The sequence below is a fragment of the Pseudoalteromonas sp. TB51 genome (genome assembly GCF_000498055.1).
In the GTDB taxonomy this organism is placed as follows: domain Bacteria; phylum Pseudomonadota; class Gammaproteobacteria; order Enterobacterales; family Alteromonadaceae; genus Pseudoalteromonas; species Pseudoalteromonas atlantica.
Genome location: NZ_AUTO01000229.1, coordinates 22,494 through 42,994, shown reverse-complemented (window position 1 = coordinate 42,994; position 20,501 = coordinate 22,494). Strand labels below are relative to the sequence as shown.

Annotated in this window: 16 protein-coding genes and 1 pseudogene; 4 read left to right on the top strand and 13 right to left on the bottom strand. The window is 41.9% G+C overall.

The window, feature by feature from the left end:
• The 9 genes and pseudogenes from purH to rsmD form a co-directional block, all read right to left on the bottom strand.
• Positions 1-1,483 (bottom strand): annotated as a pseudogene (gene purH / locus L650_RS0112930) (bifunctional phosphoribosylaminoimidazolecarboxamide formyltransferase/IMP cyclohydrolase); the annotation flags it as partial.
• 326 nt (positions 1,484-1,809) lie between these two features.
• Entirely contained in the window at positions 1,810-2,100 is a 291-nt protein-coding gene (gene fis / locus L650_RS0112925; protein WP_002957804.1) for a DNA-binding transcriptional regulator Fis, read from the bottom strand.
• A gap of 19 nt (positions 2,101-2,119) precedes the next feature.
• Positions 2,120-3,073: a tRNA dihydrouridine synthase DusB gene (gene dusB / locus L650_RS0112920; RefSeq protein WP_029773376.1), complete on the bottom strand. Its 954-nt coding sequence runs from the start codon at positions 3,071-3,073 to the stop codon at positions 2,120-2,122.
• Between the two features lie 282 nt (positions 3,074-3,355).
• Positions 3,356-4,237: a 50S ribosomal protein L11 methyltransferase gene (gene prmA, locus L650_RS0112915; RefSeq protein WP_029773375.1), complete on the bottom strand. Its 882-nt coding sequence runs from the start codon at positions 4,235-4,237 to the stop codon at positions 3,356-3,358.
• Between the two features lie 66 nt (positions 4,238-4,303).
• Positions 4,304-6,151 (bottom strand): RNA polymerase sigma factor RpoD, encoded by a 1,848-nt coding sequence (gene rpoD / locus L650_RS0112910; RefSeq protein WP_004588628.1) that lies wholly within the window; start codon positions 6,149-6,151, stop codon positions 4,304-4,306.
• Positions 6,152-6,275: 124 nt separating this feature from the next.
• The gene (gene dnaG, locus L650_RS0112905) at positions 6,276-8,027 is read right to left on the bottom strand and encodes a DNA primase (protein WP_024031414.1); all 1,752 of its coding nucleotides are present in this window, start codon (positions 8,025-8,027) and stop codon (positions 6,276-6,278) included.
• A 372-nt stretch (positions 8,028-8,399) separates the two neighbouring features.
• Positions 8,400-8,846, bottom strand: a complete 447-nt coding sequence (locus L650_RS0112900) for a GatB/YqeY domain-containing protein (protein ID WP_029773374.1) — start codon at positions 8,844-8,846, stop codon at positions 8,400-8,402.
• A gap of 20 nt (positions 8,847-8,866) precedes the next feature.
• Positions 8,867-9,082 carry a 30S ribosomal protein S21 gene (rpsU, locus tag L650_RS0112895; protein ID WP_002957797.1) on the bottom strand — a complete coding sequence of 72 codons (216 nt, stop codon included), beginning with the start codon at positions 9,080-9,082 and terminating at the stop codon, positions 8,867-8,869.
• 145 nt (positions 9,083-9,227) lie between these two features.
• Entirely contained in the window at positions 9,228-9,833 is a 606-nt protein-coding gene (gene rsmD / locus L650_RS0112890; protein ID WP_029773373.1) for a 16S rRNA (guanine(966)-N(2))-methyltransferase RsmD, read from the bottom strand.
• A gap of 207 nt (positions 9,834-10,040) precedes the next feature.
• Between rsmD and ftsY the strand changes: the two genes are divergently transcribed.
• The 4 genes from ftsY to rpoH all read left to right on the top strand — a co-directional run bounded on the left by ftsY (position 10,041) and on the right by rpoH (position 15,127).
• Positions 10,041-12,110, top strand: a complete 2,070-nt coding sequence (gene ftsY, locus L650_RS0112885; protein WP_085065490.1) for a signal recognition particle-docking protein FtsY — start codon at positions 10,041-10,043, stop codon at positions 12,108-12,110.
• Positions 12,111-12,342: 232 nt separating this feature from the next.
• Entirely contained in the window at positions 12,343-13,020 is a 678-nt protein-coding gene (gene ftsE / locus L650_RS0112880) for a cell division ATP-binding protein FtsE (protein WP_004588623.1), read from the top strand.
• A complete protein-coding gene (gene ftsX, locus L650_RS0112875; RefSeq protein ID WP_004588622.1) occupies positions 13,017-14,003 on the top strand; it encodes a permease-like cell division protein FtsX in 987 nt (328 codons plus the stop codon). The genes ftsE and ftsX overlap by 4 nt, the downstream gene beginning before the upstream one ends.
• Before the next feature lie 260 nt (positions 14,004-14,263).
• On the top strand, positions 14,264-15,127 hold the full coding sequence (gene rpoH, locus L650_RS0112870; protein ID WP_004588621.1) for an RNA polymerase sigma factor RpoH: 864 nt from the start codon (positions 14,264-14,266) through the stop codon (positions 15,125-15,127).
• A gap of 153 nt (positions 15,128-15,280) precedes the next feature.
• Here rpoH and L650_RS0112860 read toward each other — a convergent pair whose 3' ends face one another.
• From L650_RS0112860 to gpmM, 4 genes are all read right to left on the bottom strand, one after another.
• On the bottom strand, positions 15,281-16,042 hold the full coding sequence (locus L650_RS0112860) for a divergent polysaccharide deacetylase family protein (RefSeq protein WP_004588620.1): 762 nt from the start codon (positions 16,040-16,042) through the stop codon (positions 15,281-15,283).
• Positions 16,043-16,242: 200 nt separating this feature from the next.
• A complete protein-coding gene (locus tag L650_RS0112855; RefSeq protein ID WP_029773370.1) occupies positions 16,243-17,508 on the bottom strand; it encodes a S41 family peptidase in 1,266 nt (421 codons plus the stop codon).
• A 36-nt stretch (positions 17,509-17,544) separates the two neighbouring features.
• Positions 17,545-18,684 (bottom strand): murein hydrolase activator EnvC family protein, encoded by a 1,140-nt coding sequence (locus L650_RS0112850; protein ID WP_029773369.1) that lies wholly within the window; start codon positions 18,682-18,684, stop codon positions 17,545-17,547.
• Between the two features lie 3 nt (positions 18,685-18,687).
• Positions 18,688-20,232 carry a 2,3-bisphosphoglycerate-independent phosphoglycerate mutase gene (gene gpmM / locus L650_RS0112845; protein WP_004588617.1) on the bottom strand — a complete coding sequence of 515 codons (1,545 nt, stop codon included), beginning with the start codon at positions 20,230-20,232 and terminating at the stop codon, positions 18,688-18,690.
• Between the last annotated feature and the right edge of the window lie 269 nt (positions 20,233-20,501).

The window sequence follows — 20,501 nt, the reverse complement described above, 5'->3', positions numbered from 1 at the left end:
GTAATACCAGCGGTTGCGGCTGCGTCTATACCATCACGGAATGGAAAAAACGCATCTGATGCCATTACAGAGCCAGGTACTTCTAGATTTTCATCAGCGGCTTTAATACCCGCTATTTTAGCTGAGTAAACACGGCTCATTTGGCCTGCGCCTACGCCAATGGTCATACCGTCGCGGGCATATACAATCGCGTTTGATTTAACAAACTTAGCCACTTTCCAGCAAAATAGTAAATCTTTAAGTTCTTGCTCAGAAGGTTGGCGCTTAGATACGACTTTTAAATCGCCTTGGGTAACCATGCCTAGGTCGCGGTCTTGTACTAAAACACCGCCGTTAACGCGTTTAATATCGTGGCCAGTTGCTTTGCCACTCCATTGACCACACGCTAATAAGCGTACGTTCTTTTTAGCTTCAACAATTTTTGCTGCTTCGCTTGAAACGCTAGGAGCAATAATTACTTCAACAAATTGACGCTCAACAATGGCTTGTGCTGTTGCAGCGTCAAGCTCGCGGTTAAAGGCAATAATGCCACCAAACGCTGAGGTTGGATCTGTTTTAAAGGCGCGGTCGTAAGCACTAAGAATATCTTCGCCAATTGAAACGCCACATGGGTTTGCGTGTTTAACAATAACACATGCAGGTACATCAAATTCTTTAACACACTCAAGTGCTGCGTCGGTATCTGCAATGTTATTAAACGACAGGGCTTTACCTTGTAGCTGAGTAGCTGTTGCAACAGACGCTTCGCTTACGTTGTTTTCAACATAAAAAGCAGCATCTTGATGTGAGTTTTCACCGTAACGCATATCTTGCTTTTTAGTGAACTGCATATTGATAGTGCGTGGGAATTTAGTCTCTTCAGCGGCTTCTTCAGTGTAATCAGGTACCATTTTACCAAAGTAGTTAGCAATCATGCCATCGTACTGAGCTGTGTGCTCATACGCGGCAATGGCTAAATCAAAACGTGTTTTGTACGTTGTTGAGCCATTGTTGCTTTGCATTTCGCTAATAACGCGCTCGTAATCGTTTGCGTTTACCACGATGGTTACGTCTTTGTGGTTTTTAGCGGCTGCACGANACGAACCATGGTAGGTCCGCCAATATCAATATTTTCAATAGCATCTTCAAGGCTGCAGTTTTCTTGAGCGACAGTACTCGCAAAGGGGTATAAGTTAACTACAACAATATCGATAGCAGAGATGTTGTTATCTGCCATTACGCTTTCATCTTGTCCGCGGCGCGCTAAAATACCGCCGTGAATTTTAGGATGAAGGGTTTTTACGCGACCATCCATGATTTCAGGATGACCTGTGTGATCTGATACTTCAGTCACTTTTATGCCGTTATCAGCAAGGAGTTTGCAGGTACCGCCAGTTGATAAAATATCTACACCTTGCGCTTCTAGTGCGCGGGCAAATTCAACAATACCGGTTTTATCAGACACACTTAATAGTGCGCGACGAATAGGACGATGAGTATCCATTGTAGTTTAATTTCCTCAGTTAATGAGCTAGCTTAGAAGCGGGCATTTTAACTGATTACTACTCAAAAAACGACTTATAAAGCGCCAATAAGCGTGAGCATTTTGCAACATCTATACTAAATTGTGCGCATAAAAAAAAGCACCCTAAGGTGCTTTTTTTGCATGATACCAATTGTATTGGATTAGTAAGCAGTTATAACGATAGAAAAACAAGTCTATAACAAGGCAAAAATTTTACAGTGTAGTTATTCTACATAAGAAATTTTTAATGCCGTTATGGGCTTGTTTAGCTCGTTAGCATGCTTACGCTTTCAATATAATTGGTATTAGTTCATGCCGTATTTTTTAAGCTTTTTACGTAAAGTACCACGGTTGATACCTAGTAAAATTGCCGCACGAGTTTGGTTACCACGTGTGTATGTCATTACTTCTTCAAGTAATGGCGCTTCTAGCTCTGAAAGAACAAGGTCGTAAACGTCTTGCACATCTTGACCGTTAAGCTGCTTTAAATAGTGGTGAACAGCTTTTTTTACTGCATCACGCAATGGCTGCGGTTTCTCGTGTGACTGAACATGAGGGTTTGTGATAAATGGAGAAGTCACGTTTTGTTCGAACATTATTTAATCTCTTTCTTTCTTAGTTAGCTGCTAGTGTTTTAAAGTATTGCGTTAATGCGTCAACCTGTGCTTGTGGGTTGTCGAGCGCATTAAATACTCGCCTAAACTGACCGTCACTGTCATGGGTTTGCAAATACCAAGATACATGTTTGCGAGCGATTCGCGCTCCCATTGNTGGCTCGCCGTAAAACGCATGGAGGTTATCTAAATGCTCCATTAAAATACTTCGCACCTCTGAAATAGCAGGTGGTGGTAAGTGTTCTCCAGTTCGCAAATAGTGGTCTATCTCCCTAAATATCCAAGGGCGACCTTGGGCGGCTCGGCCAATCATGATGGCATCTGCACCCGTATAGTCCAAAACCTGCTTTGCTTTTTCTGGAGATGTAATATCACCATTAGCAACCACAGGTATCGACACTGAGCGTTTTATATCCCTAATCGTGGCATATTCTGCTTCACCTTTGTACATACATGCGCGTGTACGCCCATGTACGGCAAGTGACGCAATGCCATAACGCTCAGCTATTCTCGCAATCTCTACACCATTACGGTTGTCCTGATCCCATCCTGTACGGATTTTAAGTGTGACAGGGATATCAACAGCGTTAACCACTGCATCAACTATCTCTTCCACAAGTTCAGGAAACTGTAATAATGCAGAGCCTGCGAGTTTCTTGTTCACTTTTTTTGCTGGGCACCCCATATTGATATCTATGATCTGTGCACCGTTAGCAACATTGAATTGTGCGGCCTGCGCCATAAGCTCAGGATCAGCTCCTGCAATTTGCACCGCGCGTATACCCGACTCACCGCTGTGATCCATACGGTTCATCGATTTTTCAGTTTTCCAAACCTTCGGGTTTGACGATAACATTTCAGACACGGCCAAGCCTGCGCCTAAGCGGCGGCAAAGCTGNCCTGCCATTGGCGCGACTATTACATTATTCTCAAGTTGGTATGAACCGATACGCACTGTATTCAATAGGCCTCTTTTCAAGGGGCGCTAAGTTTACGGTTTTTTTAGGAAAAATCAAAGGCTATAAATTGAACAAAAGTGACTTTTTTTTGCCCTTTTCGTATTGACTTTTGATAACCGCATGACAAGCGGGTCGATTTGTTTGAAATTTAAACAAAAAATAATTTTGTCAAATTATGCGTGCTAATTTTCTAACTGTAAAAAAATAGTAAAGCCTGTTAAATACAGGCTTTACATGCAAGTTTTGAGTTAAAACTCTAAATTTATAAATGTATGCGGTTAGCTATTTTTTGTACCGCTTACACGAGTCCAATCACCCTCTAGTGCAATATCGTCAAGCTCAATAAACGGAGCGTAAATATCGGCAACCGATTGGGCTTGCTCTTCTAATATGCCCGACATAGCAATTTTGCCACCCGGTTTAAGTAATCCCAAAATTATACTGTGAAGCTCACGCAGCGGCTGCGCTAAAATATTAGCCACTACAATATCAGCACTAAACTCAGGTTGGTTTTCTGGTAGGTATACCTCAAGCTTATCGGCTACGCCATTACGTTGTGCGTTATCTAAGCTTGCTTCTAGTGCTTGCGGGTCAATATCAATACCTATCATGCGCTCTGCGCCAAGTTTAATGGCTGCAATACCTAAAATGCCCGATCCACAACCAAAATCAACTACCGTTTTGCCGGTTAGGTCTTGGCTTTCTAGCCATTTAAGGCACAGTGCCGTTGTTGCATGCGTACCCGTACCAAACGCAAGGCCTGGGTCGAGCAATACATTGACTGCATCTGGGTCTGGAATGTCGCGCCAGCTTGGGCAGATCCACAGTTTTTCGCCGAACTGGATTGGGAGAAAGTTATCCATCCACTCACGTTCCCAGTCTTTATCTTCTAGTTGCTCAATTTTGTATACCAGCGTGTCTTTAATTTCATCATGACGCTTAAGTAATGCAATTACAGCGTTCATATCATGATTGGCTTCAAATAGACCAATTACAGTGGTATCGGCCCAAAACTCAACGGTGCCAATTTTAGGCTCATAAATAGGGGTGTCTTTAGCGTCAATAAAAGTAACAGAGGCGCTGCCTGCTTCCATTAATAAGTCACTCACTGCATCTGCGGTAGCAGCATTGGCATTAATACGGATTTGGATCCAAGCCATGGTTGTTTCCTTTAAATAGAAAAAAGGCCGCTACAGCGGCCTTTTTAGTTTATATGAAGCGCTAAATTATTTAGCGTCTAAAAAGCTTTTTAGTAAATCAGAGCGAGAAGGGTGGCGTAATTTACGCAGTGCTTTCGCTTCTATTTGACGAATACGCTCACGTGTTACGTCAAACTGTTTACCTACTTCTTCTAAGGTGTGGTCGGTATTCATATCAATACCAAAGCGCATACGAAGTACTTTAGCTTCACGGGCTGTAAGGCCTGCTAGCACGTCGTTTGTTGCGCCACGAAGAGATTCCATTGTTGCCGAGTCGATTGGCGAATCAATAGTGGTATCTTCGATAAAGTCACCTAAGTGCGAATCTTCATCATCACCGATTGGTGTTTCCATCGAAATTGGCTCTTTGGCAATTTTAAGTACCTTACGGATTTTATCCTCAGGCATCATCATGCGTTCTGCTAATTCTTCAGGATTTGGCTCACGACCCATTTCTTGTAACATTTGACGAGAGATACGGTTAAGTTTATTAATCGTTTCTATCATATGTACTGGAATACGGATTGTTCTTGCTTGGTCAGCAATTGAGCGGGTAATCGCTTGGCGAATCCACCACGTAGCATAAGTCGAGAACTTATAACCACGGCGGTATTCAAACTTATCTACCGCTTTCATCAAGCCAATGTTACCTTCTTGGATTAAATCTAAGAACTGTAAACCACGGTTTGTGTATTTTTTAGCAATTGAGATTACAAGACGTAAGTTAGCTTCAACCATTTCTTTTTTCGCACGGCGCGCTTTTGCTTCACCAATGCTCATACGACGGTTAATGTCTTTGATACGCTCAATGCTTAAGCCTGTGCTTTCTTCAATTACACATAGCTTTTGAATGCAACGAATAATTTCAGGCTTCACTTCTTCAAGTTTAGCTGAATGTTTTTCGTTAGCATTTATTTCTAGGTCTAGCCACGCTGAGTCAGTTTCGTTATTAGCAAAGTGCTTAATAAACGTTTTCTTAGGTAGCTTAGCAATTTGTACCGCTTGTTTCATGATAAGGCGTTCTTGAATACGCACTCTATCCATCATTTCACGCATGTTGTTAACCATGCGATCAAACTGTTTTGGTACTAATTTAAAGGTTCTGAAAAGCTCGCCAATTTCAAAAATAGCGGCTTGAGAATCTGGGTGCGAACGCCCTTTTTCATCAAAGGTTGCGCGAGCTTTAACGTATAAATCACGTAAGTTTTCAAAGTGAATACGGGCTTCTTCTGGATCTGGGCCTGTATCTACTTCTTCTTCGTCTTCATCGTCATCGCTGTCTTTGTCATCTTCATTATCGTCTTCATCAAGTTGTTCTTCACTTAATTCAGAGCCAATGTGAGTTGCTGAGATTTGCGCTTCGTCTTCGTTAGGGTCGAAAAAGCCTGAAATAATGTCGCTTAAGCGCATTTCTTCTGCTTCAAACTTATCCCACTGTTCAAGTAGGTAAGTAATCGCTTCAGGGTATTCGGCAACAGAAATTTGTACCTGGTTGATACCTTCTTCAATGCGCTTAGCGATTACAATTTCGCCTTCACGTGTAAGAAGTTCAACAGTACCCATTTCACGCATATACATGCGCACTGGGTCAGTTGTACGGCCAATTTCTTTTTCTACAGTTGCAAGGGCTGCAGCAGCAGCTTCTGCTGCGTCTTCGTCTGTCGTGGTTTCTTGCATCATTAATTCATCAGCATCAGGCGCGTTTTCGCTAACCTTGATACCCATGTCATTAATCATGCTAATGATATCTTCTACTTGATCTGAGTCGATTATGTCTTGTGGAAGGTGATCATTTACTTCAGCAAAAGTTAAGTAGCCTTGCTCTTTACCTTTTTGAATCAGAAGTTTTAATTGTGACTGAGGAGTTGGATCCATAGAGATTGTTTCTTCCACTCTGATAAGTTGATACAACAGGCGTCATCATAGAGTTAGCCTTTTAACTAACTTTAATAATGTGACGCAGTGAATAGCACAGTATAACAGTTTAAATCAAGTCTGACTAGCTGTTACTCGCTTTTAGCGCTGTCATAAGTAAATGACATTCTAGTTTTTCATCACTTGATAAGCCCTGTGTCTTGTCCTTTATTAATAGGGTCTCTAGTCGATAATTTAAACACTGATCTTCAATAAATTTAAAAGTATTTTGAAAAACAGTCTCTAAACGCTCATCACTAATTTGGTGCTGCCATGTGGCAAGCTTTACTAGCGGTTCGTAATCCTCGGAATCTCTAAATGATTCGAGTAAAACTGCTGTGTTCGCATTGTCTTTTTGCAGTGCGCGCTCTTGTAAGCGCAGTAGCAAACCAATACCCGCTATGTTCATTTGCGCCAATTCTGGCAAATGGGGCACACTTTTAGCTAACTGTGGGTGCTGAATTAAAATACCAATAGCTTGGCGCATTGGGGTAATTTTAAATTTTCGCTCAACAGCGTGTTGTTGCTTTGGTGTTTTTAAGCGGCTATTTAGCTGCTCACGCGTACGGCCAATTAATCGCCCTAACTGCTCTAAAATATTTTCTTGGTAAAATTCACTCGGAATTTTTTCAATTAACGGCAAAGCAGCACTTAATAGCTTAGCTTTGCCTGAGTCGAGTGTTAGGTCTACTTCTTGGCTAAGCTTATTAAATAACACTTTGGTAAAATCATCTGCTTGGCTTAAGCGTTGCTCAAACTGTGTTTTACCTTCTTGCTGAACCAGTGAATCGGGGTCTTCGCCGTCAGGTAAAAATACAAAGTGTAATGCTTTGCCATCGTTTAAGTAGGGCAGGGCATTTTCTAGTGCTCGCCATGCCGCGTCGCGGCCAGCTCTGTCGCCATCGTAACAACAAATAACTTTGTCGGTGGTTCTAAATAGCGTATGCATATGCTCGCTTGTTGTTGCGGTACCAAGCGCAGCTACGGCATATTCAATACCTTGCTCTGCAAGTGCAACTACATCCATGTAACCTTCTACAATAAGTACATGTTCAAGCTTTTTATGTGCTTGTTTTGCCTCATAAAGGCCATATAGCTCAAAGCCTTTATGAAAAATACGGGTCTCTGGTGAGTTGAGGTATTTTGGCCCTTGGTCGGCTTGCATTACACGCCCGCCAAAGGCAATAACACGGCCACGTTTATCGCGAATAGGGAACATTAACCGATCGCGGAAAAAATCAAACTGTCTACCTGGTGTTTTTTCAGAGGCGAGCTTAAGCTCGACCAGCTGTTCTTTTTGCTCTTTTGTTCTGCCAAGCTGTTGGCACAGCGCTTCCCATTCGCTCGGCGCATAACCAATCATAAACTTTTTAACGGTTTCGCCACTTAAACCACGCCCTTTTACATAGTCAATCACCGCAGCAGAGTTACTGTGGTGCTTTAATTGATGCTGGTAAAAGCGTGCTGTGTGTAACATTAAATCGTAATCTGAGCGCTTTTGCGCTGCTGTGCGCTCAGGTGCTGAGCTACTGCCTTTCTCGCGAGGTACGTCTAAATTTAAAAGGCTTGCGAGCTCTTCTATGGCATCAACAAATTCAAGCTTGTCGTATTCCATAACAAACGAAATAGCGTTGCCATTAGCACCACAGCCAAAGCAGTGATAAAACTGTTTATCTTGAGAAACAGTAAACGAGGGAGATTTTTCGTTATGGAAAGGGCAGCAAGCTTGGTAGTCTTTGCCTGCTTTTTTAAGACCAACTTTAGAGTCTATTAGCTCTACAATATCTGTTCTGGCGAGTAAATCGTCAATAAAATTTCGTGGGATCTTTCCAGCCATGTTTTGTAAGTAGTCCTAACAATTGGTGAGGTGTAATTTCAACACAATGCGCGCATTTATAAAAGGGGTATCGGTAAGCTAAAAAGCTACATTATATCCATGGGCAATAATACTTAATCATTTTTAGGTGCTAAACCTGGTGCTAACAGCGTACAAAGCTAGGATATTGAAGGTAGAGCAGTGCAGGCGCAGCAAGTGATAGCCCTAAATAACCCATTTTACCTAGCCTTCGATGTGCTTTTGTAGCTACACAATAAATCACTTAATTATATGCACGAGCATTACTTAAAAGCGTTTTGTTTGTCTACTTAAACGAAGAAACCGAGCACTAGGCTCGGTTTGCTTTAATCATACTTTGTGTATGTGGGAGTATTAGGCTGTTAATCGTTGCTTAATTAAACCAGAAAGCTTGCCCATATCGGCACGTCCTTCGGCTTTGCTTTTGATTATGCCCATTACTTTACCCATGTCTTGCATACCTGCTGCATTAGTATCAGCAATAGCCGCATCAATAAGGGCAACTATTTCTTCTTCACTCAATTGTTGAGGTAAAAAAGTTTCTAGTGCTGCGATCTCATTGGCTTCAACTTCGGCTAAATCTTCACGCCCAGCATCTTTGTACTGAGTGTAAGAATCACGACGTTGTTTAACAAGCTTCACTATAACGGAGGTAATACCTGCGTCGTCTAGTGTTATTTGCTCGTCAATCTCACGTTGCTTGATTGCGGCAAGCACCATGCGAATAGGGTTAAGACGTTGTTTGTCTTTCGCTCTCATCGCATCTTTTTGCGCATCTTTTAGCGTTATTAAAAGGCTCATTTATACAAGACCTAATACTATTAGTATAATTTAACGCGACGTGCGTTATCGCGAGAAAGCTTCTTCATGTGACGCTTAACCGCTGCAGCTTTTTTACGCTTACGCTCAGCTGTTGGCTTTTCATAGTGCTCGCGACGACGAACTTCTGAAAGGATACCTGCTTTTTCACATGAACGCTTGAAGCGACGAAGTGCTACGTCAAACGGTTCGTTCTCTCTTACTTTAATTACTGGCATTAAAAATTCACCTACCTAAATTATGAGCGTTGCTCAAGTTGATCAAACATTGATCAAGTGGTTCAAAAATGGTGCGGTATTGTAATCCGAAGCAACACCACATGTAAAGGATAATATTAACAGAAATGCAGCGGCTTAAATAGTGTTAATTTGGCTGGCGTTGGTATAGCCTACAGAATACTTGCCCTGCTTTTTTTTCTTTAATTAACAGCCAGTTATCTGGTTGTGAAAAGCTGCTTAGCTCGGTTTCAACCTCAACATAAATGAGCGCGTCTTCGCTAAGCCATTGGTTATTTTCTAATAAATCACAGCTACTTTGCGCTAAGTTTTTACGAAATGGTGGGTCAACAAAAACTAAATTAAATGGTGAATTTGTATTCTTTTGCTCTAAATATGAGAGTGAATTAATGTGTTTTACCTGTGCATTTTCAAGCTTTAAGGTACTAATATTTTGCTCAATTTGCTTAGCAGCCGAGGCATCTAGTTCGATAAACGTGGTGCTTTTAGCAAACCGAGACAGCGCTTCAAAGCCAAGCCCACCAGAGCCTGCAAAGCAATCGAGTACTGTTGCATCGCGCGTATCTTGCATTAACCAATTAAACACGGTTTCTTTAATGCGGTCTGTTGTTGGGCGTAGCCCTTCTACATTTTTTACCGGCAGTTTACGGCCACGAAATTGCCCGCTGATTACTCTAATAAAGCCGTCAGTAGATTTGCTAATTGCTTTATTTTTCGTTGTTTTTTTTCTCATTTAGGTCACTAAAAAATGGTATAAGGGATCTAGCTCAGATAATATTGTGCGTAGTTTACGTTTAGCTTCATTTTTCAACCGCATTAAAAGTGTTACTATTTAGCACTTACGTTTTGAACGGTTGTTTGGCCGGCACGCTTTGCTGAGCCACACCAAGCTATTTCAAATTTTAGTTTATCAGATTTTTATAAGTGGTTATTAGCAAGTATGGCAAAAAAAAGTAAATTCATGTCTTGGCTCGGTTTTGGTAAGTCAGATAAAAAACAAGCAGAAGCTGATAAACAACAGGCATTAGCTCAGCAACAAGAGGCTGAGCGCTTAGCGGCAGAAAAGGCCGAAGCAGAGCGTGAAGAACAAGCGCGTATTGCTGCTGAAAAAGCACAAGCAGAGCGTTTAGCAATTGAAAAGGCTAATGCAGAGTTGCTTGCAAAAGAGCAAGCCGAAGCACAGGCGCAACAACAAGCACAAGCTGCACGTTTAGCTGAGCAAGAAGCGCAAATGCGTTTAGAGCAAGAGCGCATGGCTGCACAGCGAGCTGAGCAACAACGTTTAGACACAGAGCGTGAGCAAGCTGAGCAAGATGAAAAATTAGCAATTGAAAAAGCCAACGCTGAGTTGCTTGCGAAAGAGCAAGCTGAAGCACAGGTACAACAACAAGCACAAGCCGCTCGTTTAGCAGAGCAAGAAGCGCAAATGCGTTTAGAGCAAGAGCGTGTTGCAGCAGAAAAAGCTGAAGCTGAGCGTTTAGAACAAGAGCGTATTGCACAAGAACAGGCAGAAGCTGAACGTGCAGAGCAAGAACGTATTGCTGCAGAAAAAGCAGAAGCTGATCGCTTAGAACAAGAGCGTATTGCCGCAGAGCAAGCAGAAGCTGAACGTGTAGAGCAAGAGCGTATTGCCGCAGAGCAAGCAGAAGCTGAACGTGTAGAACAAGAGCGTATTGCACAAGAACAGGCAGAAGCTGAACGTGCAGAGCAACAGCGTATTGCAGCAGAACAAGCAGAAGCTGAGCGTTTAGAGCAACAGCGAATTGCTGCAGAACAGGCAGAGGCTGAACGCTTAGAACAAGAGCGTATTGCACAAGAACAGGGAGAAGCTGAACGCGCAGAGCAAGAACGTATTGTTGCAGAAGCAGAAGCTGAGCGTTTAGAGCAACAGCGTATTGCAGCAGAGCAAGCAGAGGCTGAACGCTTAGAACAAGAGCGTATTGCACAAGAACAGGCAGAAGCTGAACGTGCAGAGCAAGAACGTATTGCAGCAGAGGCCGAAGCTGATCGTTTAGAGCAAGAGCGCATTACGGCAGAGCTTGCAAAAGAAGAAGCTAAACTTGCCGAAAAGCCTAAAAAAGAAGGCTTTTTTTCACGTCTTAAAAAAGGGTTATTAAAAACCCGTGTAAATATAGGCTCTGGCTTTGCATCTATTTTTAGTGGTAAAAAAATAGACGATGATTTATTTGAAGATTTAGAAACACAGCTTCTTACCGCCGATTTAGGTGTTGATACCACCATGAAGCTGATTGATAGCCTTACTGATGCCGCCAATCGCAAGCAGCTTAAAGATGGCGATGCGCTTTATGACTTAATGAAGCAAGAAATGGCCGCAATGCTTAAAACAGCTGAGCAACCGCTTGAGATACGTGCTGATAAAAAACCATTTGTTATATTAATGGTCGGTGTAAACGGCGTAGGTAAAACGACAACCATTGGTAAGTTAGCTAAGCAATTTCAAAATGAAGGTAAGTCGGTTATGTTGGCCGCAGGTGATACCTTTCGTGCAGCAGCCGTAGAGCAGCTGCAAGTGTGGGGAGAGCGTAACAGCATTCCTGTTATTGCCCAGCACACTGGTGCAGATAGTGCCTCGGTGGTGTTTGATGCATTTCAAGCCGCTAAAGCGCGTAATGTAGATGTATTAATTGCCGATACAGCAGGGCGCTTGCAAAATAAAGACAACTTAATGCAAGAGCTGGAAAAAATAGCCCGCGTAATGAAGAAAATTGACCCTGATGCACCGCATGAAGTTATGCTAACCATTGATGCGGGTACAGGTCAAAATGCAATTAGCCAAGTAAACTTATTTAATCAATGTGTTGGTTTAACCGGTATTACCCTCTCAAAACTTGATGGTACTGCTAAAGGTGGGGTTATATTTGCGGTTGCAGATAAGTTTAATATTCCTATTCGTTACATTGGTGTTGGCGAAGGTATTGATGATTTACGCGCATTTAAAAGCGATGACTTTATTGACGCTTTATTTAGCCAAGATGAGGATGACGCTTAATACATAAAAGGGAGCTTGCTCCCTTTTTTGGTCTGTTTATCTTTTGAGATTAAACATGCGCTGCCCTTTGGACTATTTGCTTTTTATTGCTCGGTTTTACTTAGCCTTCTGGGCTACAAACCTTGCGCCGCGATTAAATAGCCTCTAGGCAGAGCAAATTTCAATCCTGAAAGGTCAGCAGGCCCTAGCTAAGGAATTCCATTTTACTAATTTGGGACTGGCATAATAAAAAATGATAAATTTTCAGCAAGTAAGTAAAACCTATCCGGGTGGGCATCGCGCTCTCGAAAAAGTTACATTTCATATTAAACCTGGCGAACTGGCTTTTTTAACAGGCCACAGTGGTGCGGGTAAAAGTACCTTATTAAAGCTCATTAGCTTAATGGAGCGCCCCTCTGCAGGCAACGTGCTAATTAATGGTGTTGATTTAAATAAAGTTAATTCTCGGCAAATTCCTTATGCGCGCCGCGATATTGGTATTATTTTTCAAAATCATCGATTGTTAGAGCGTTACACTGTGTTTGATAACGTTGCACTGCCGTTGATTATTGAAGGCACTCATCATAAACAAATCGCTAAACGAGTTCATGGTGCGCTAGATAAAGTAGGACTGTTAGATAAAGTTAAATGCCATCCTTCTACACTCTCAGGTGGTGAGCAGCAACGCGTAGGTATTGCCAGAGCGATTGTAAATTCTCCGCCTATTTTATTAGCTGATGAACCAACGGGTAACCTTGACCCCGAGCTCTCTATGGAAATATTAAGGCTTTTTGAAGATTTTAATAAACACGGTACGACAGTACTTATAGCAACACACGACCTTGGCCTAGTGTCGCGTTTAAAATACCGTAGCCTGACTTTAAAAGATGGCCGAATGCTTGAAGACCCACTTGCGGAGGGCACGCTGTGAGCTTGTTATTTAAAGGACGCCAAAACTCAAACGATAAACAAAAAAAATCAGCCATAGCTGGCGGTTATTTTTTTATTATTAATATTTTTCGCCAAGGTGTGCACAGTTTAGGTGAAATGTGGCGTACGCCACTTGCATCATTAATGACAATTGCTGTACTTGGGCTAAGTTTAACATTGCCTGCAACGCTTTATTTAGTCGTAAAAAATGTACAGCAAGTCAGTAGCGGGTTTGAAGAAGCCAGTGAAATATCGCTTTTTGTAAAAGAAAGTATGAGCGAACAAGAAACACAAACCTTAGTAAAGCGTTTAGCACTTTACGCCGAGGTAGAAAGTGTTGAATTTATTTCTAAGCAGCAAGCATTAACTGAATTTAAAGATGTGTCGGGGTTTGGGCAAGCTTTAGAGTACCTAGATAGCAACCCGCTACCCGATGTTGTATTAGTGACACCTACTAAGCGGCATCGCCAGCCTAATGCGGCTAAAGCGCTGCTTACAAAGCTTGAGAACGAGCGCGAAGTAGATTTTGGTAAGCTTGATATTGCTTGGCTTGAGCGCCTAAATGCATTATTAGACTTATTAAAAGAAAGTGTTATCACAATTGCTTTATTACTTCTTACCTCTGTCACGCTTATTATTGGTAATACGATTCGTTTATCGATTATGGATAAAAAAGAAGAAATACAAGTAATGAAGTTAGTAGGTGCTACCAATACATTTATACATGCTCCGTTTTTGTGGACCGGCATTTGGTATGGCGTTATAGGGGGCTTGTTTGCATTTATTTGTATTGCCTTAATGATGTGGTGGTTAACTAGCGCAGTAAGCAGCGTTGCAGGCGTGTATCAAACAAGCTTTTCGTTAATTGGTTTAACGCTTAATGAGTTTGGCGCATTAGTATTACTAGCAACCAGCTTAGGCTTTATTGGTTCTTACTTATCGGTAAACCGATATATTAAAGAAATTGAGCCTGATAAAGTATAAGTACGGCTGCTAATGGCTGACTCAAAAATGTCATGTTTGTATATTATTATCCTCAAATGAGGTTAGTTGTAAATGCGCTGTTACGCTTGCGCTAATCTCTTGCAATCCCTTAGTTCATCACTTATTCAGTCGTATGTAGTAGACTTAACATACACTAAAAAACCGCTTGATTTACGCTTAAAAAAAGTTTTAAATTGGGGTTAGCACTCTTAGAGAAAGAGTGCTAAGATGGTTTCAAATGTTTATCACCGAGGTGAAAAATGAGTAAAGATTTATACGCAATGGCACTTACAGTTGGGCAACAAAGCGCAAGTATGGACGGCTACCTTCAAGCGGTTAGCACAATTCCTATGCTTAAAGCTGAGCAAGAGAAAGAGCTAGCAACACGACTTCAAGAAGAAGGCGATCTTAGTGCTGCAAAGCAACTCATTATGTCGCATTTACGCTTTGTAGCACATATTGCTAAAAGCTACTCGGGTTATGGTTTACCGCAAGCCGATTTAATCCAAGAGGGCAATATAGGCCTGATGAAAGCGGTTAAGCGTTTCGACCCGAGTGTGGGTGTACGTTTAGTGTCTTTCGCTGTTCATTGGATTAAAGCAGAAATTCATGAGTTTGTGCTTAAAAACTGGCGCATCGTAAAAGTTGCGACCACTAAAGCGCAACGTAAATTGTTTTTTAATCTTCGTAAAAACAAAAAACGTTTAGGTTGGTTTAACCAAGCTGAAGTAAGCACTGTAGCTAATGAGCTAGGTGTGAGTGAAAAAGAAGTTCGTGAAATGGAATCGCGCATGAGCGGCCAAGACATGGGCTTTGACTTAACGGGCGACGATAACGACGACGCACCAACAAGTACATATTCACCAGTACAATACTTAACAGACGGCTCAGCTGATTTAGCTGACGATATTGAGCAGCAACAATGGCAAGAGCAGTCACATACTCGTTTATTTAGCGCGCTTAAAACGCTAGACGAACGCTCACAAGACATTGTAAGTGCACGCTGGTTGTCTGATGACAAAGCAACACTACAAGAGCTTGCTGAAAAATACAGTGTATCTGCTGAGCGTGTTCGCCAGCTAGAAAAAACAGCGATGAAAAAGCTGCAAAGTGCTATGAGCTAATAGCGCAAAAATAGTAAAACTTAAAAAGCCCTGCATTAATATGCGGGGCTTTTGCTTTGTGGCTATGAGTATTTTAATCAACGTTTTAGCTATTAATATTGCTTTTATTAGCTTAGTTGTATGGTTTAAATATACTTAAAATACCGCTTAAAGCTACCTAGCGTTGATCCCTTTACCTTGCGCCTGCGCTAATTGTATGTATTTTTTATGCACTAGTTGCGATACCGGAACTAACTCAAAGCCTTGCTCGGTGAGCTCAGGTAGCGCTTGGCGTAAAAAGTCGATGGTTTCTGGGTAGGGGTGGGCAATCGCTATGGCAAAGTGATGTTTAGTCGCTTTATATTTTAGCTCATCCAGCCTTTGCTGCAGTTGCTCATGCGTGGTTATATTGTCTAAAAACACATGGCGGCCAATATTTTCAACCCCAATAAAATTTGCCGCATTTTGCGCTTGGCTTAAGTCGGTAGTACGGCTATCTAAAAAGAATAAATTACGTTTTTTAAGTACTTCCATAGTCCACTTCATGGCTTGGCTTTGTTGAGTGAGAGCCGACCCCATATGGTTATTAACCCCTTTTACTTGCGGTAAGCTTGCCAGTGCGGTGCCTAAAGTTTTTTGTAGCTGTTCTTTATCCATATTTACAGTGAGCCCGCCAGGGCCGAGTGCTTTACCGTTTAAGGCTTGCATAGGTACATGCAATAAAAGCTCTTTATTTGCTTGGCTGGCAAGCGTGGCAAAAATTTGAGAGTAGGGTGTGTGGGGCAAAATTGAATACGACAATTGCCCTGGTAAGGTAAGAAATTCTAAATCTCGCTGATGATAGCCAATATCATCAATTACGATGGCTATTTGCTTTGCCCAAGCAGTGCTAGATACAAAGCAGATAGCCAACAACAGCCATTTTATTATTTTCACGTTTATAGTTTTTATTATCTTTTTAATTTATTAAGGGTATTTTTTAATCTCAGCGCCCGGTAATAAAGCTATCTCAGCAGCCATTTTTAGCGCTAACTGCCTTGAATTTACTTAAAATTTATAGCTAAAGAACAGCACAATCTAATAGTGTTAATATTTATTCTGTTATTAAATCGCTTACCTAGAGTTTAGATTATTTACTATTGCATGCTAAGTAATTGCTTAGCTTTTACTAACTGCAAGTCGCCCAGTATTTCATGTTCAAATTGTGGTGCATTTTTGTTCTGCTCATTTTTTATTATAACGGCTTTATTTGATTGTGGAAGGGTTGCTTGCGCAATTGCTACATCGGGGGTAACTCCTACGCCTTCAATCGATACGCCCGCAGGTGTAAAGTACTTAGCAGTTGTTAATTTTAGCGCTGTATTACCATCACCAAGTGGGATCAAAGATTGCACCGAGCCTTTGCCATAAGACTGATTACCAACCACTGTAGCACGCTTATTATCTTTTAAAGCAGCGGCGAGTATTTCAGCCGCAGAGGCCGAATTTTCATTAATAAGCACCACAATAGGCAAGCCTTTTAGTATGTCGCCTCGTTTGGCGTAGTAGGCTTGGTTAGCGTCGTAATAGCGCCCTTTAGTAGTGACTATAGTGCCGCTTTGTAAAAATAGATCCGCTACTGCCACTGCGCTTTGTAAAGTACCACCTGGGTTGTCACGTAAATCAATGACTAACCCTTTAAGGGGCGTGCGATAATCATTTTTAAGTGCAGCTACCTGCAGCGCCACTTCATGTAAGGTGTGATTAGAAAAATTATTTATGGCTAAATACCCAGTGCCTGAGTCGAGTAATTGGCTAGTGGCGCTTTCTAAGTTTATTTCTTTGCGATTTACCGCAAAGCTAATTGGTTGCTGCTGCCCTGCGCGTTGTATTGTTAGTTTAACCGCGTTAAAGCGGGTATCTTTTATCAACGCGGCTACTTGCTCTAAGCTACGTGTTTGCGTGTTTGTATCATTAACACTAACTATAATATCGCCCGCTAAAATACCGGCCTTTTTGGCTGGGGAGTTTTTAACAACACCAACAATAGTAATGTCACTGTCAATGTCTTTCACTTCAATGCCCACGCCAGTGTAATGGCCATTTGTATTGTTAAACAAAGCGTCTAAGTCATTTTCATTGAGGTATTTAGAATAAGGGTCTAGCTGGTCGAGTAAAATTTCTACTTGCTGATTATTAAAGGCACCCTGTGCACCTTTTGTCAGTGATAAGTCATCAACATAATAGGCTTTAATGTTGAAGAGTATTTCAGAAATTTGCTGACTTTTAAGATCTTTAACTGAGCTGGCAAGTAATGAATTACTAAAACAAAAAATAGCAATACAGGTCAATGCGCACAATAAAAACGAATAGCGCGTACGGGAAGAGGGAAATGAGCGTGTTTGTGGTATTTTTTGAGTCATCAGCTGCTCCTAATGCGGTGCAGCTGTTTTATTCACTTAAATACGTCTGCACCATTTAACAGGATTTACTGCGCGTCCTTTGTGGCGTATTTCAAAGTATAGACCAGAACTCGACTGTCCGCCGCTTTGACCTACTAATGCCAGCGTTTCGCCTTCTCGAACCATGTCGCCCACATCTTTTAATAATGTTTGCGCATGGCCGTATAGGCTCATAAAGCCCTCACCATGATCAACCACAATAACCCAGCCAAAGCCTTTAAGCCAATCAGCAAAAACGACTTGGCCATTATTAATACTGTTTACATTAGTGCCTTCTTTTGCACCAATTAACACGCCTTTCCAGTCTATGCCGCCATGTTTACGCTGACCAAATGTGTGTTTTAGCTTTCCTTTGCTGGGCCAATTAAGCTTGCCTTTGCTTTTATTAAGGCCGAGCAATTCAATTTTTTGAGTCTTCTCTTGCTCAAGTTCTTCAATGGTGGTGATTAATGTTTGCTCGTTGTCTTTTAAGTAATTAATCGAGCTTTTAGTGCTATTGAGCTGTGCTTGTAAGTTTTTAAGGTTAGTTTGGCGCTCGCTTTGGGCATTTACTAGCGCGCTTTGGCGTCTTTTTTGTTCTTCAAATAAGGCGGCTAATTTTTGTTTGGTTTTGGCAAGTGCAGCTTGGTTTTCTGCAATTTGTTGTTGTAGTACTTTAAGCTCTTCAATTTGCTCTATGCGCGCTTTATTTAAATAGTTGTAATAGCTTAAGGTACGCTCAAATTTAGCTGTGTCTTGCTGGTTTAAAAGCATCTTGGGGTAGTCGTCGCCCCCAGCCATGTAAGCACTTTTTAGCTGGGCGGCTAAAATGGCTTGAAATTGCACGTGTTGCGCTTTTAATTGCTGTGCTTTTTGTTGCTGTGCTTGTTGTTTTTGCTCGGTTTCTTTTACTGATTGCTCAGCCATATTGAGAGCTTTAGCGTTTTTAGCTATTTCTAGCTCGTGTTTTTTTAAGTTTTTTTGCAGTGCGGCAATTTTTTTTCGCTGTGCGTTGTACTCTGCTTGGCTTTGTTCTAATGCAGATTGCACTTCAGATAGGTCTTTTTTAGTGCGGTTTTCGTTAGCGGTTGCAGGGGCAACCACTAACGAAACCAATACAACTGTATAAACACTAAACCAATTTACTGGTTTGCTCATGTGTTATTTCAACGTCATGATTGGCGTACCGGTCATTTCGCTTGGTTGCTCCATGCCCATGAGGTGTAGCATAGTAGGTGCTACATCACTTAATGCTTTGCCTTCACTTGGCGTTGCATCGCGTCCTACATAAATAAATGGCACTGGCTCGCTAGTGTGAGCGGTATGAGCTTGGCCCGTGGCAGTATTTGCCATTTGCTCTGCATTACCGTGATCGGCTGTGATAAGTGCTTCACCGCCAAACTCATCTAGCGCTTCTACCACGCGGCCTATACATGCATCAACAGCTTCACAGGCTTTAACCGCGGCTTCAAACACACCAGAGTGACCCACCATATCGCCATTCGGGTAATTACAAATAATGGCATCAAACTTACCGCTTTTAATAGCTTCAATAAGTTTGTCGGTTAGCATTTCAGAATTCATTTCTGGCTGAAGGTCGTAAGTGGCAACCTGTGGAGAAGGAATTAATTCGCGTGATTCGCCTTCAAATTCATCTTCGCGTCCGCCACTAAAGAAAAACGTAACATGAGCGTATTTTTCTGTTTCAGAAATACGTAGCTGCGTTTTGCCATTTTTTTCAAGCCATTCACCTAATACGTTTACCAATGGCGTAGGGCCAAATGCGACAGGGGCATCAATATCGGCTGAGTATTCTGTCATCATTACAAATGCGCTTAACTGTGGTGATTTTTTCTTTTCGAACCCATCAAAGCCTGGCTCTACAAAGGCACGGGTGATTTCACGGGCGCGGTCTGCTCTAAAATTAGCAAAGATGATAGTGTCGCCATCATTAATTTGTGCTGCTTCAGTGCCTTGTGGCGTGATGGTGGTTGGAGCTACAAATTCATCGTTTTCGTCGCGCTCATAGGCGGCTTCTAATGCCGACACACCATCAGCATAATTAAACTCGCCTTCACCTAATGCCATTACATTGTAGGCTTTTTCTACACGGTTCCAACGGTTGTCTCTGTCCATGGCGTAATAACGCCCCACAAGAGACGCTAAGCGGCCACAATTTAGCTCGGCAAATAAGGCTTCTATACGCTCTATTGATGCTTTAGCACTGCGTGGTGGTGTATCACGGCCATCTAAAAAGCCATGAAAATATACTTCTTTTGCACCGCGTTTAGCGGCTAATTGAATACTTGCGACAATATGATCTTCGTGGCTGTGAACACCACCTGGGCTTAATAAACCCATAATATGCACGGCTTTGCCTGCAGCGACTGCTTTATCGATGTTTTCAACAAGTGCAGGAGTTGAGTCAAATTCGCCATCGTTGATTGCTTTGGTAATGCGAGTAAAATCTTGATAAACAACACGACCAGCACCTAAATTTACATGGCCTACTTCTGAGTTACCCATTTGCCCTTCAGGTAAGCCTACATCTAAACCTGAGCCTGAAATTAATGTGCGTGGACGGGTTGCCCATAGGTTGTCTAAAACGGGGGTGTTGGCTGCAAGAATCGCATTGCTTTGCTCATCTTCGCGGTATCCCCAACCGTCTAAAATCATTAATACCAGTGGTTTTTTATGCTCTGTCATAATAGCTCCTGAAAATTAGCACCTGTTGATGGGTACTGTGCGCCGAAAGGTTATCTGGTTAGTTTTAGCATACCGTGTTTTAGCGCCAGAATCAGCACTGAGAACAAGATATTAAATTTTTTACTTACTTTCATATATGGGGTGCTTTATGTGTTTTTAAAGCGCAGCAAACTCGCATTTTAACTTGGTTTGGGTATACTTGCGTGGCTAAAGTACAAAATACCTAGAATATTAGGGCGTGTTGCACTTTGGTGGCTGAATTTGCAGCA